Source organism: Streptomyces spiramyceticus (assembly GCF_028807635.1).
Lineage (GTDB): Bacteria > Actinomycetota > Actinomycetes > Streptomycetales > Streptomycetaceae > Streptomyces > Streptomyces spiramyceticus.
This window is the reverse complement of the sequence record NZ_JARBAX010000001.1, coordinates 4,651,216-4,663,545: the sequence shown is the minus strand read 5'-3', so window position 1 is coordinate 4,663,545 and position 12,330 is coordinate 4,651,216. Positions and strand designations below refer to the sequence as shown.

At 70.0% G+C, this 12,330-nt stretch carries 13 protein-coding genes; 7 read left to right on the top strand and 6 right to left on the bottom strand.

The window, feature by feature from the left end:
• The first annotated feature begins 65 nt into the window (after positions 1-65).
• Positions 66-1,100: an LLM class flavin-dependent oxidoreductase gene (locus PXH83_RS21535; protein WP_274562085.1), complete on the top strand. Its 1,035-nt coding sequence runs from the start codon at positions 66-68 to the stop codon at positions 1,098-1,100.
• A gap of 59 nt (positions 1,101-1,159) precedes the next feature.
• On the opposite strand, the gene PXH83_RS21530 is transcribed toward PXH83_RS21535, so the two are convergent.
• Complete coding sequence (locus tag PXH83_RS21530; protein WP_214928108.1) at positions 1,160-1,552, bottom strand: SCO5389 family protein; 393 nt, start codon at positions 1,550-1,552, stop codon at positions 1,160-1,162.
• 211 nt (positions 1,553-1,763) lie between these two features.
• Here PXH83_RS21530 and nucS point away from each other — a divergent pair, with 211 nt between their 5' ends.
• On the top strand, positions 1,764-2,435 hold the full coding sequence (nucS, locus tag PXH83_RS21525) for an endonuclease NucS (protein WP_274562084.1): 672 nt from the start codon (positions 1,764-1,766) through the stop codon (positions 2,433-2,435).
• Between the two features lie 89 nt (positions 2,436-2,524).
• Here the strand turns inward: nucS and PXH83_RS21520 are convergent, their stop codons facing one another.
• From PXH83_RS21520 to PXH83_RS21505, 4 genes are all read right to left on the bottom strand, one after another.
• Positions 2,525-5,104, bottom strand: a complete 2,580-nt coding sequence (locus tag PXH83_RS21520; protein WP_274562081.1) for an ATP-binding protein — start codon at positions 5,102-5,104, stop codon at positions 2,525-2,527.
• A gap of 239 nt (positions 5,105-5,343) precedes the next feature.
• Entirely contained in the window at positions 5,344-5,667 is a 324-nt protein-coding gene (locus PXH83_RS21515; RefSeq protein WP_214928111.1) for an STAS domain-containing protein, read from the bottom strand.
• 144 nt (positions 5,668-5,811) lie between these two features.
• On the bottom strand, positions 5,812-6,660 hold the full coding sequence (locus PXH83_RS21510; protein WP_274562080.1) for a 3-hydroxyacyl-CoA dehydrogenase family protein: 849 nt from the start codon (positions 6,658-6,660) through the stop codon (positions 5,812-5,814).
• A gap of 138 nt (positions 6,661-6,798) precedes the next feature.
• Positions 6,799-7,440 carry a TetR/AcrR family transcriptional regulator gene (locus tag PXH83_RS21505; RefSeq protein WP_274562079.1) on the bottom strand — a complete coding sequence of 214 codons (642 nt, stop codon included), beginning with the start codon at positions 7,438-7,440 and terminating at the stop codon, positions 6,799-6,801.
• A 79-nt stretch (positions 7,441-7,519) separates the two neighbouring features.
• On the opposite strand from PXH83_RS21505, the gene PXH83_RS21500 reads away from it, so the two are divergent.
• The 3 genes from PXH83_RS21500 to PXH83_RS21490 are packed head-to-tail and all read left to right on the top strand — an operon-like array spanning position 7,520 to position 9,656.
• Positions 7,520-8,302, top strand: coding sequence for an ABC transporter ATP-binding protein (locus PXH83_RS21500; protein ID WP_274562077.1), 783 nt, complete (start codon positions 7,520-7,522; stop codon positions 8,300-8,302).
• Positions 8,303-8,314: 12 nt separating this feature from the next.
• Positions 8,315-9,070 (top strand): ABC transporter permease, encoded by a 756-nt coding sequence (locus PXH83_RS21495; RefSeq protein WP_274562075.1) that lies wholly within the window; start codon positions 8,315-8,317, stop codon positions 9,068-9,070.
• A gap of 13 nt (positions 9,071-9,083) precedes the next feature.
• Positions 9,084-9,656, top strand: coding sequence for a cob(I)yrinic acid a,c-diamide adenosyltransferase (locus PXH83_RS21490; protein ID WP_274562073.1), 573 nt, complete (start codon positions 9,084-9,086; stop codon positions 9,654-9,656).
• 22 nt (positions 9,657-9,678) lie between these two features.
• Here PXH83_RS21490 and PXH83_RS21485 read toward each other — a convergent pair whose 3' ends face one another.
• Entirely contained in the window at positions 9,679-10,224 is a 546-nt protein-coding gene (locus PXH83_RS21485; protein ID WP_274562071.1) for a hypothetical protein, read from the bottom strand.
• Between the two features lie 121 nt (positions 10,225-10,345).
• On the opposite strand from PXH83_RS21485, the gene PXH83_RS21480 reads away from it, so the two are divergent.
• Together PXH83_RS21480 and PXH83_RS21475 are read left to right on the top strand one after the other, a co-directional pair.
• Positions 10,346-11,575 (top strand): sensor histidine kinase, encoded by a 1,230-nt coding sequence (locus tag PXH83_RS21480; protein ID WP_420803195.1) that lies wholly within the window; start codon positions 10,346-10,348, stop codon positions 11,573-11,575.
• Positions 11,572-12,222, top strand: coding sequence for a response regulator (locus PXH83_RS21475; RefSeq protein ID WP_274562069.1), 651 nt, complete (start codon positions 11,572-11,574; stop codon positions 12,220-12,222). Before PXH83_RS21480 ends, PXH83_RS21475 begins: the two co-directional genes overlap by 4 nt.
• Positions 12,223-12,330: the final 108 nt, after the last annotated feature.

The following is a 12,330-nucleotide window of genomic DNA, read 5'->3' as shown; positions in this document are numbered from 1 at the left end:
GGCACGTGTCACACGTTGTTGCCGGTAAGGGGGATGCCGCGTCGGCCGCAAGGAGGCAGAAGGCGATGCGCGTTGGAACTTTTGTACTGGCGGCCCAGTTTCCGGGTCAGGGCCAGGGGGAGGCACTGCACCGGGCGGTGCGGTCGGCCGAAGTGGCCGAGGAATCCGGACTGGACTCGGTCTGGCTCGCCGAACACCACTTCGTACCGTACGGCGTGTGTCCGTCCGCCGTGACCCTTGCCGCATTTCTGCTCGGCCGTACCCGGCGCATCCGCGTGGGTACGGCGGTCAGTGTCCTGCCGACCGCGCATCCGGTCGCCCTCGGCGAGCAGGCGGCGCTGCTGCACCTCACCTCCGGCGGGCGCTTCACGCTCGGCATCGGGCGGGGCGGGCCGTGGGTGGACCTGGAGGTGTTCGGCTCGGGCCTTTCGGCGTACGAGCAGGGGTTCCCGGAGTCACTGGACCTGCTGCTGCGATGGCTGCGCGAGCCGCGCGTCGAGGCCAGCGGAGAGCGGTTCAACTTTCGCCAAGTCGCCGTCGTACCAAGGCCGGACGAGCTGCTGGACGACACGGCGACGGACGGCCCGGAGACCGTCCTCGCCTGCACCTCGCCCAAAAGCGTGCGGCTGGCAGCCGAGCGCGGCCTGCCGATGCTGCTCGGCATGCACTGCGGCGACCAGGACAAAGCGGAGATGGTGGCCCTGTGGCGTACGCAGGCGCTCGCGGCGGGGCACGACCCGGACAAGGTCGCCACGGCGGGCCATGTGTCGGCCGGACTGGCCCAGATCGCGGACCGCGCGACGGACGCCACGGAGATGCTCACCAAGTCGATGCCCGGCTGGCTCAAACGGGGTCTCGACGCCCATGTCACGGTCGACGGACGGCACCGGGCAATGCGGGACCCCGTCGCCTACACAGAAATGCTGTGCGAGCTGCACCCGGTGGGGCCGCCGCGGCTGGCCGCGGACCGGCTGGCGGCGACGGCCGAGCGTACGGGCATCACGCGCTTCGCACTGCTCGCCGAGGGGTCGGGCGACCTGGCGACCACCGAGGAGAACGTTCGGCGGCTGGGGTCCGAGGTGCTGCCGCTCCTGGCGTGATGGAATGCTGCCGCTCCGTACTGGACGTACCTCCCGCAATCCGGAGCGGCAGCACTGCCTCAGCAGTCCCGCAGTTCCGGAGACTGGTTGAGGAGCTGGCCCCTGATCGAGGTGAAGCGGGCGTGCCGCTCGTCCGAGGTGGAGTCCAGCGGGAACACCGCTACGCGGTGGCAGTTCTGGAATGCAAGACGTACGCCGAAGTGCCGCTGCAGCGCACCGCGAATCGCGTCACTCGCGAGTGCACGCAGCAACTGACCACGTGCCTGCTCGTCCGGCGGGGGCGTCTGGTTGTCGGCGAACTCGCCACCGTCGACCTTCAGCTGAGCCACCAGAGAGCTGATCATCTCCCATGCGTAAGGCAGGGAGGTCCGGACGCAGTCGACGAATGCGGCTTCGTCGACATCGCCTCGCTCGGCCTGTTCCAACAGTGCCGGTGAGACGTCGAGCGACATGGGTTCTCCTCTCGCGACCCCGCGGAGCGAGGTCTTACGGGCAGGGAAGGCGGGCGACGACGCAGAGTGCACGCACGACGACCTCCTGCATCCACGGTAAGCGCGTGTCCGGGCCCGCACCAGGAGATTGGGAACACAACCAGCCAACAACGAACGGGGTCTTACTGGGCGAATCGCGTAGAGCACGGGTCGTCGAGTAGCGTTGCGCCCCATGCGTCTCGTCATTGCCCGCTGCTCCGTGGACTACGCGGGCCGGCTCACCGCCCATCTGCCCTCCGCGCCCCGTCTGATCTTGGTGAAGGCGGACGGCAGCGTCTCGATTCACGCCGACGACAGGGCGTACAAACCGCTCAACTGGATGTCGCCGCCCTGCACCCTCAAGGAGGGCACCGGGGACGACGCCGGTGTCTGGACGGTGATCAACAAGGCGGGCGAGAAATTGATCATCACGATGGAGGAGATCCTCCACGACTCCTCGCACGAGCTGGGTGTGGACCCCGGACTCGTCAAGGACGGCGTGGAAGCGCACCTCCAGGAGCTCCTCGCCGACCGCATAGAGACCCTCGGCGAGGGCTACACCCTGATCCGACGTGAATACCCCACCGCCATCGGCCCCGTGGACATCCTGTGCCGCGACGCGAACGGGGCGACCGTGGCGGTCGAGCTGAAGCGGCGCGGCGACATCGACGGCGTCGAGCAGCTCACCCGCTACCTCGAACTCCTCAACCGGGACCCGCATCTGGCGCCGGTACGGGGCGTTTTCGCGGCCCAGGAGATCAAGCCGCAGGCGCGCGTACTGGCAACGGACCGCGGGATCGGCTGCGTGGTCCTGGACTACAACGCGATGCGCGGCATCGAGGACGACAAGCTCCGCCTCTTCTAGAGGCCCGCTACGTCGAACGCCGGACGGGCTGGATGTTCCAGCCCGTCCGGCGTTCGAGGTAGCAGGGTCCGGGGGCGGCGCCCCCGCCCCTAGATCACCGCACTGGACGAAGGCGACCCCGCCCCGGACTCCGGCGCCGACTCGGTCGCCGACGCACTCGACGAAGCCGGCGCGCTGGCCGAATCCGAGGTGTCCGGCGGAGGCGTCGACGACGACGTGGACGGCGTAGGACTGGTCGTGGTCGGCGGAGGCGTCGACGGCGGCCTGCTGCTGGACGTCGGAGGACTCGGCGGCGGCGTGGTCCGGGGCGGCGTGGAACCGCCCCCGCCCGGCCGGGTGGACCCACTCGACGACGGCGGCTTGCTCCCCGGCGTCGAGGGATCGTCGTCCGTCGGCTTGCCGCTCGTGGACGGGTCCCCAGGGGCCCCGCTGTCCCCGCTGTGCCCCGGGTCGGGCTGTCCGGACGTACCGGGGCCCGCGGGGACGCCGGGGTCGCCGGGGCGCTTCGTCGAGCCGGGGGTCGGCTCGTCGGCCGGCAGGCCATCTAGACCGTCGTCCTCGTTGGCCGACTGCTCGGACGTGACCCTGTTCGGCGGCGCTTCGTCGTCGGATGTCGCGCCGAGCGTCACCACGGTGCCGAGTACGGCGACGAGCAGTGCGCCCGCGCCCGCGGCGACCATGTTGCGCCGGGCGCCGCTGAGCAGGGCGCGAGGACCACCGCCCCCATCGCCCGCTTCGGAGCGGTGCGCGACCAACGTGCTGTCCTCGCCGCCCAGTTGGACCCGTTCGGGCAGCATGAACGGTGCGGCCGCAGCGGGCACTCCGCCGGGCGGTGAAGCCGATTCCTCGTAGCGCGCGGCCGGCACCTCCTCGCCTGCGGGCGTACGAGCGCCAAGAGCCGGAGCTCCGGCGCCGGAGCGGTCCGCGACGAGCGCGAGCGCCCTGCGCCCCGCGACCGTGCCGCTCTTGTCGGCCACGGCACCGCGCATCGCGATGGAGGCCTCCAGCTCGGCGCGGGCCCGGTCGAGGCGGCCGGTGCAGAGCGCGAGGACGCCCAACTCGTGGTGGAAGTACGCCTCTTCGGCGACCTCGCCCGCCAGTCGCGCCGCCTCCAGGCCGGTCCGCAGGGCCCGCTCCCAGGAGCCCCAGCACAGTCCGGCGGCGAAGGCGGGTGCGGCCGTACGGGCCAGCAGCACGGCGGCACTCGGATGCCCCGCCTCACTGCCCGGGACCAGCCCGCTCAGCGCCGCGAGGACGGCGTCGGCCTCCGCCACCGCACGCTCGGGCGTGACGGAGGGGTGCCCGGTCCACCAGGCGTAGTGCTGGGCGGCGGTGTGCGCCCGCTCCGTCACGTCGTCCGCGTACCCGATGGCCTCCAGCTGTACGGCCACATCGGCCGCCAGCCGGTAGCGCGAGCCGACGGGCGAGAGCAGCCCGCAGCTGAGCAGCTCGCCGAGCGCGGCGTCGGCGTGGGTGTCGCCGACGAGCGCGGGCAGGTGAGCCCGGTGCGGGACCTCGCCGCCGAGCGCGAGGGCGAAGCGCAGCGTGGCGCGGGCGGAGTCGCTCAGCCGCGATGCGAGCAGCGCGACGGGCGCCGCCCCCTCCGCGAGCGAGGGCAGGGGTACGTCGTGACCGTCCTCGGCATCGAAGGGCGCGTCGACCGGCTGCTCGTTGAAGACGCCGTACTCGTCAAAGGCGTTGGGGTCGGCGCGCAGCCGGTCGCGCTGCCGCAGCAGTGCGCCCGCCTGCACGAAGCGCATCGGCAGGCCCTCGGACTCGAACCAGAGGTCGCCGGCCCAGTTCGCCTCGTCCTCGGTGAGCGGCCGGTCCACGGCCCGCTCCAGGAGTTCCAGGCCCGCGCTGCGGCCCAGACCGCCGAGAAAGACCTCTTCGATGTGCGAGTCGGGCGAGGGGGCGGCGACGTCGGGCGTCGCGGCGAGCAGGAAGGCGCACTCGGGCGTGGCCTCCAGCAGCTCGTCGAGCGCCGCTCCGCCGAACTCCAGGTCGTCGAGGACGACGACCGCACCGATCTCGTGGACGAGGCCGAGCAGCTCCGCCCGGTCGGGCCGGTGCAGCGGCGCGCTGTATACGGCGGCGAAGAGGTCGCGGAGGAGTTCGTCGGGCGCGCGGTGGCTGCCGCAGAGCCGTACGACACCGTCGGGCGCGAGGTCGGCGCAGTCGGCGGCGACGGCGTCGAGCAGGGCCGTACGACCGGATCCGGAGGGTCCGGTCAGCCGCACGGAGCGTCCGCGCGCCAGCAGGCGTACGAGCCGCTCGCGCTCCTCCTGGCGTTCGAGGAGCGGGCGGTCGGGGACGACCGGCCCCGGCGCGATGGGCGGCTGTGCCGCGCGCAGCAGCTCGGCGCGGTCGTCGGCGGTGTGCCGTACGGGCCGCGGGGGCCGCTCTCCGGGCGGGCAGGCTTCGATCTCGCTGCCGTCGACGGGGTTGACGGTGAGCAGGAAGTCACCGGCGATGACCTGCACTGTGCGGGCGAGAGCGGGCTTGGGCGCGGGCGCCGGTGCCGCGGGCTGTTCGCCGCCCTTGAGCTGCCCCATGGCCGGTGGCAGCGCGTCCTGTGGTGGCCGACGCGATGCGTCACCGGCTTCGGTCTCGCCGAAGTGGTCGTTGTCGTGGCCGTACTCTTCCGGTCCCCGGTTCATCGGGTCCATGGTCCTAGCCCCCCAGATGCGTTGCGTGCGGATGCCCCTCCCGGCCTTTCACACGCCCGCTGTCGCTTCTGGTCCGGTGCCCGCCGTACTCGGGTTCGTCAATCGGCAGGCGACCGAACCCTAGACCTTCGCACAGTATCCAGGAACAGGTGGGGTGCCACCCCGCCCGGGACGTCACAGTCTCGTGAGGATTGTGCGTCCAGGATGGCGCATCCGCAGGCGTGGACGCCGCGCGCACTTCAGACGCGCGGCAGCGACTCGGCTTCGATGCCGCCCTCGATGGCGAGGATGCGGTGCAACCGCGTCGCCACCAGAAGGCGCTGCATCTGGGCCGGCACACCGCGCAGCACGAGCCTTCGGCCCGCCCGCCCGGCCCGCCGGTGGGCGCCCATGATGACGCCGAGTCCGGTGGCGTCCCAGGAGTCCAGCTCGGTCAGGTCGAGCACGAGGTCGCCGACTCCGTCGTCGACGGCCGAGTGCAGGACCGTACGGGCGTCCGCCGCGCTGCGGACGTCGAGGCGGCCCCCGACGACCAGCTCGACGTGGTCGCCCCTGATGTGCATATGCGCTCCCCGAGAGTGGGTCAGTTCTCCGTGTCCTGATTCCTTGCACCAACTGACTGCCGTACGGGCAAGGAAGTTGCCGTCTGTAAGCGAACCGATACCGAATTCACCCCTGGGGGTGAACCCAAGAGGGTTTGGCGCGGTTCAGTGCTTGTAGAAGCCCTGCCCGCTCTTGCGGCCGATGTCACCCGCGTCAACCATCCGGCGCATCAGCTCCGGCGGTGCGAACTTCTCGTCCTGCGACTCCGTGTAGATGTTGCTGGTGGCGTGGAGCAGGATGTCGACACCGGTCAGGTCGGCGGTGGCGAGCGGGCCCATGGCGTGTCCGAAGCCCAGCTTGCAGGCGATGTCGATGTCCTCGGCCGATGCGACGCCCGACTCGTAGAGCTTGGCGGCCTCGACGACGAGCGCCGAGATGAGGCGGGTGGTGACGAAGCCCGCGACATCGCGGTTGACCACGATGCAGGTCTTGCCGACGGACTCGGCGAACTCGCGCGTGGTGGCGAGCGTTTCGTCGCTGGTCTTGTAGCCGCGTACGAGCTCGCAGAGCTGCATCATCGGGACGGGCGAGAAGAAGTGGGCGCCGACGACCCGCTCCGGATGCTCCGTCACGGCCGCGATCTTGGTGATCGGGATGGCGGAGGTGTTGGAGGCGAGGACCGCGTCCGGCCGGACGATCTTGTCGAGGGCGCGGAAGATCTCGTGCTTGACCTCAAGCTTCTCGAAGACGGCCTCGACGACGATGTCGGCGTCGGCGACCGCGTCGAGGTCGGTGGTCGTGGTGATGCGGCCGAGCGCGACTTCGGCGTCCGCGGCCTCCAGCTTGCCCTTCGAGACGAACTTGTCGTACGAGGCCTTGATGCCGTCGCGGCCGCGGGTCAGTGCGGCGTCGGTGACATCGCGCAGGACGACGTCCCAGCCCGCCTGCGCCGAGACCTGCGCGATACCGGACCCCATGAGTCCGGCTCCGATGACGGCGAGCTTCCTGGCCACGACACACCCCTTGATTTCTTTGGCCTCAACGCCTGTCCACCACAGGCTCTCCGGCGGAGATTAGCGTCCGTGAGGGGCCGAGAGGAGGCGAAGAGATGCGCGTCACGTCTCAAATGACGGACATCACACTGGTACGCCTCATTCGGCGGCTCGCACTGCGTAGTTGAGCGCCTTGTCGCTCAGCAGCTCCTCCATCTCGTCGATGAGGACAAGCGCTTCCCGGGACACCGCGGCGGCCTTGCGCCCGGCCACGATCTCGCGCCCGATCCACCCCATCAGCATCGAGTGCAGCAACGACAGCTGGCCGGCCACCAGCACCGGCAGCGGGTCGTCCGCTTGGGCCCCGGCCACCTCGCGCAGCGTCTGCTCCAGGTCCTCCAGCTGCTCCTGCTGGATGGCCCAGAGCCGTGATCTGAGGCTCTGCGCCTCCTGTACAACGCGCATGAAGTCGCCGTAGCCGTCGAAGAGCCCGATGGACGGCGAGACGTTCTCGACGGCCTCGCGCAGTTCGCGCAGTACGGCGGCGGTCGCGGACTCCCCCTTGTGGCGGGCGCGTACGTAGCGGGAGAGCCGGTCGACGATTCCCTTGCTCCGGTCGAGGAAGAGGTCCTCCTTGGCCGGGAAGTAGTTGTAGACGGTGTTGACGGAGACGTTCGCGACCTCGGCGATCTCCGCGATGGTGACCGCGTCGAAGCCTCGCTCCAGGAACAGGCCGGTGGCCATGTCCGAGATGAGCTGCCTGGTCTGCCGTTTCTTCCGCTCTCTGAGTCCCTCAGCCATGCCTCCATCCTAACTTCCTTGGCCTCGATGAAAACTTAGGGTGATTGCAAAGTTCAAGTGACCCTGCTTTTCTTGGGTCATGGCAATCATCAGCACGTCCGGCCTCACCCGGACCTTCACCACCAAGGCGGGCCCCGTCGAGGCCGTCCGCGGCATCGATCTGACCGTGCAGCCGGGCGAGATCCTCGGTTTCCTCGGCCCCAACGGCGCCGGCAAGACCACCACCCTGCGGATGCTCACGACGCTGCTCCCGCCGACCGGCGGCGCCGCGACGGTCGCGGGCTGCGATCTGCTCCGCGACCCCGCGGGCGTACGGAGCAGGATCGGTTACGTCGCCCAGTCCGGCGGCGTGGACGTCAACGTCTCCGTACGCGAGGAACTCGTCACCCAGGGCCGCCTCTACCGCCTCCCGAAGGCCGAGGCCGCCGCACGCGCCGACGAACTGGCCCGCGACCTCGGCCTCACTGACCTGATGGATCGCAAGTGCGGCGCACTGTCCGGCGGCCAGCGGCGACGGCTCGACATCGCGATGGGCCTCATCCACCGCCCCGAGGTGCTCTTCCTCGACGAACCGACGACCGGGCTCGACCCGGGCAGCCGGGCCGACCTGTGGAACCTGGTCCGCCGGATCCGCTCCGAGCAGGGCACCACCGTCTTCCTCACCACGCACTACCTCGACGAGGCCGACGAGCTCTCCGACCGCCTCGTCGTCGTCGACAAGGGCCTGATCGTCGCCGACGGCACACCGACCGCGCTCAAGCTCCGGTACGGCGGCTCGCTCGACGCGCCCCTCCAGGACACCTTCCTCGCCATCACGGGCCGCAGCGCCGCGCCCGCCGATGCCACCCCCGTAGCCGTCTAGGAGCCCTCCCTCATGTCCGCACTTCTCTCCGACACGGCACTGATCTTCGGCCGGTACGCCCGCCAGACCCTGGCATCGAAGTTCCAGATCCTCTTCGGCGTACTGATGCCACTCCTCTACCTGCTCTTCTTCGGACCCCTCCTGACTGATCTGCCGCTCGGCTCCCGGGGCGACTCCTGGCAGATCCTCGTTCCGGGTCTGCTGCTCCAACTGGGCCTTTTCGGCGCGTCGTTCTCCGGATTCGCGATCATCATCGAGAAGCAATTCGGGGTGGTCGAGCGGATGCGCGTCACGCCGGTCAGCCGGCTCGCGCTGCTGCTGGGCCGGATTCTGCGCGATGCGGCGCTCTTCGTCTTCCAGGCAGTGCTGCTGGTACTGGCCGCGCTGGTCATGGGTCTGCGTGCGCCCCTCGGCGGCGTCCTGATCGGCTTCGCGTTCGTGGCCGTACTGGCGGCCGCGCTCGCCTCGCTGTCGTACGCGCTCGCGCTGAACGTCTCCAAGGCGCAGGAATTCGGGCCGGTCGTCAACGCGCTGTCGATGCCGTCGATGCTGCTCTCCGGCCTGATGCTGCCGATGGCGCTGGCGCCGGGGTGGCTGGACGTCCTGTCGCACTTCATGCCGTTCCGCTATCTGGTGGACGCGGTACGGGCCGGGTATGTGGGCGACTACGCGAGTACGGCGATGCTGTACGGCGTACTCGTGGCGATCGCCTTCGTGCTGGTCTCCGTGACAGTGGGCACACGCGTCTTCCAGAAAGCCGGAGCCTAACTAGGCTGGCCACATGGTCAATCTGACGCGCATCTATACCCGTACCGGCGACAAGGGCACCACCGCCCTGGGCGACATGAGCCGCACCGCCAAGACCGATCTGCGGATCTCGGCGTACGCCGACGCGAATGAGGCGAATGCCGTCATTGGGACGGCGATCGCGCTGGGGCAGCTCGACGAGGCGGTCGTGAAGGTCCTGGTCCGGGTCCAGAACGATCTGTTCGACGTGGGCGCGGACCTGTCGACGCCGGTCGTCGAGGACCCCAAGTACCCGCCACTGCGGGTGGAGCAGTCGTACATCGACAAGCTGGAGGCGGACTGCGACCACTTCCTGGAGCAGCTGGAGAAGCTGCGCAGCTTCATCCTGCCGGGCGGCACGCCGGGCGCGGCGCTGCTGCACCAGGCGTGCACGGTCGTACGGCGGGCTGAGCGGTCGACGTGGGCGGCGTTCGAGGTCCACGGCGAGGTCATGAACCCGCTGACCGCGACGTACCTGAACCGGCTGTCGGACCTGCTCTTCATCCTGGCGCGGGTGGCGAACAAGGAGGTCGGGGACGTGCTGTGGGTGCCGGGCGGCGAGCGGTAGGGGGCGTGCCTGCGGCGGGGAATCAGCGCGCCCCCGCCGGCTCCCGCTTCGGGAATAGTGTGTAGCTCCCGGCGATAATCACGTTGATGCCGATCACGAACAGCATCTTCTGCTGCCACATCCGCAGCGAGCCGACGTCACCGTCACCCCCCACGTACCAGACCGCCGCCTGCAGCAGCCCCGACGCGATCACCGCAGCGAGAATCCACTGCCCCGCGACCTTCCACTCATGAACCGCCCGCGCCGTCCCGTACTTCGGCGCCCGCACCGGCGCAGGCCCGCCCGCGAAGCGGTGAGCGACCCTGGCGTCGACCCACTTGATGGTGCGATGGCCCAGCGCCACCGTGAAGCCGATGTAGACCGCCGCGAGCCCGTGCTTCCAGTCCGGCTCGGCGCCGTTCTTCAGGTCGACGGCCGTCACCACGAGCAGTACGACCTCCAGCAGCGGCTCCATGAGCAGTACGGCCGCCCCCGTGCGCGGCATCTTCGCCAGGTAGCGCAGGGCCAGTCCCCCGGCCAGCAGCACCCAGAAGCCGACTTCGCAGATGATGATCAGCGTGACGATCACGGATCGCTCCTCCCGTTACGCTTCAACCCTCCCGTCCCCAGGACCGTGATTCGTCGTCGCCAGTGACGAACCCGCACTGCATCCTTCGATGTAGCCGACGCTCACCCCGGGCGGCGACGACATGCCCGTCCGTACCGTGTTGGATGGTCGAGTGATCCGGTTCCCCCGCCCCCACCGCGACGGCATCCTCCTCGGGGTGACCGGCCTGCTCGGCGGCGTTCTGCTGTGGGGCCTCGGGCTGCACACCACCGACTTCCGCGAACTCCTGCCGTCCTGGGTGACCCTCGTGCCGCTCACGGTGATGGCCTTCCTGGAGCTGCTGCGCAGGTCGTGCCCCCGTACGGCGCTGATCGTCGGCACGGTCGCGTTGATCGCGGACCAGTTCACCCACGGCAACCTGGCGACCGTCATCATGTTCACGGACGTGATGTACGCCGCCGTGGTGTACGGAACCCCGGCGTCCGCCCGCCGGATCCCCGTGACCACCGGGCTGATCACCGTCGCCATCACGATCGCCGCACTCGCCTGGCTCCGCCGGCCCGAAGCCCTGCTCATCGGTGTCGTCACCGGCCTGGTGTCCTTCGCTCCCGCCCTCACCGGCGCCACCCTGCGCAACCACCGCGAGGCCGCGGAAGCAGCACGCCTGCGGGCCGAACAGACCGCGCTGCTGGCCGAGATCGACCGTAACCAGGCCATAGCGGCCGAGCGCTCACGGATGGCGCGCGAGCTGCACGACATGGTCGCCAACCACCTCTCCGCGATCGCGATCCACTCCACGGCCGCCCTGTCCATCGGGGAGCCGAAGGCGTCGACCGACGCCCTCACGGTCATCCGCGAGAACAGCGTTCAGGGACTGTCGGAGATGCGCAGGCTCATCGGCCTGCTCCGCGACAGCAGTGGCGACCAGGAACCGGCCGTCGCCCCGGCGCTCGACGGCCTGGAGGCCCTGCTGGAAAAGGCGCGCACGTTCGGCGGCGACAGCGGTCTCGTCTTCGTCCTCGACGACGGCCGCGAGTCCGGCGGCCGCCTGCCGGCGCCGGTCGAGATGGCGGCGTACAGGATCGTCCAGGAGTCGCTGACCAACGCACTCAAGCACGCCTCCCCCGGCACGGTCACCGTGGCGCTCACGCACACCGACCGGCTGCTGACGGTGCTGGTCACCAGCCCGTACGGTGAGCGCCCCGGTCCGCGCGCACCCGGTTCGGGGGCGGGCCTGGTGGGGATGCAGGAGCGGGTGACGCTGCTCGACGGGGAACTGGAGGCGGGCCCCGTCACGGCCGGGGACGGCACAAAGATCTGGCAGGTACGGGCGGAACTGCCCGCAGAGGACGATACGGAGCTGTCCGCATGACGATTCGGGTACTGGTCGCAGAGGACCAGGCAGCCGTAAGGGCGGGCCTCGTGCTCATCCTGGGCAGCGCGCAGGACATCGAGGTCGTCGGGGAGGCGGCCGACGGCGAGGCGGCGGTCCGTCTGGCGCGCGAGCTGCGCCCGGATCTGGTCCTGATGGATGTGCAGATGCCGCGCCTGGACGGGGTCTCGGCGACCCGGCAGGTGGTGGCCGAGCAGCTCGCCGACGTACTGATGCTGACCACCTTCGACCTCGACGAGTACGTCTTCGGGGCGCTGCGCGCGGGCGCATCCGGCTTCCTGCTGAAGAACACCGATGCCAAGGATCTGATCGAGGCGGTACGTACGGTGGCGCGTGGCGAGGGCCTCATCGCGCCCGCCGTCACCCGCCGGCTGATCGCCGAGTTCGCCGCGCCCGCGCCCGTACGCTCCCCCGACGCGCCCGATCCCGCGGTTCTCGACGTCCTCACGCGGCGGGAGCGGGAGGTGCTCTCGTGTCTGGGCGAGGGCCTGTCGAATGCGGCGATCGCGCTGCGGCTGACGATGGCCGAGGCCACGGTGAAGACGCATGTGAGCCGACTGCTGGGGAAGCTGGAGCTGCGCAGCCGGGTGCAAGCCGCCGTACTCGCGCAGGAGTTGGGCATCTGAACTCCCGGTGACCGCGAGACCGATTCCTATGGTCCAGACCTCTTGACGATTGGTCCAGACCTTCCTACGCTCACCGCACCGCAGTGGTGAGCGTGTCATGACAACGAG

Bases quoted from the DNA above. Each gene is read 5' to 3' on its own strand.
- PXH83_RS21535 (WP_274562085.1), top strand. From the start codon at position 66: ATGCGCGTTGGAACTTTTGTACTGGCGGCCCAGTTTCCGGGTCAGGGC.
- PXH83_RS21530 (WP_214928108.1), bottom strand. From the start codon at position 1,552: ATGTCGCTCGACGTCTCACCGGCACTGTTGGAACAGGCCGAGCGAGGC.
- nucS (WP_274562084.1), top strand. From the start codon at position 1,764: ATGCGTCTCGTCATTGCCCGCTGCTCCGTGGACTACGCGGGCCGGCTC.
- PXH83_RS21520 (WP_274562081.1), bottom strand. From the start codon at position 5,104: ATGGACCCGATGAACCGGGGACCGGAAGAGTACGGCCACGACAACGAC.
- PXH83_RS21515 (WP_214928111.1), bottom strand. From the start codon at position 5,667: ATGCACATCAGGGGCGACCACGTCGAGCTGGTCGTCGGGGGCCGCCTC.
- PXH83_RS21505 (WP_274562079.1), bottom strand. From the start codon at position 7,440: ATGGCTGAGGGACTCAGAGAGCGGAAGAAACGGCAGACCAGGCAGCTC.
- PXH83_RS21500 (WP_274562077.1), top strand. From the start codon at position 7,520: ATGGCAATCATCAGCACGTCCGGCCTCACCCGGACCTTCACCACCAAG.
- PXH83_RS21495 (WP_274562075.1), top strand. From the start codon at position 8,315: ATGTCCGCACTTCTCTCCGACACGGCACTGATCTTCGGCCGGTACGCC.
- PXH83_RS21490 (WP_274562073.1), top strand. From the start codon at position 9,084: ATGGTCAATCTGACGCGCATCTATACCCGTACCGGCGACAAGGGCACC.
- PXH83_RS21480 (WP_420803195.1), top strand. From the start codon at position 10,346: ATGCCCGTCCGTACCGTGTTGGATGGTCGAGTGATCCGGTTCCCCCGC.
- PXH83_RS21475 (WP_274562069.1), top strand. From the start codon at position 11,572: ATGACGATTCGGGTACTGGTCGCAGAGGACCAGGCAGCCGTAAGGGCG.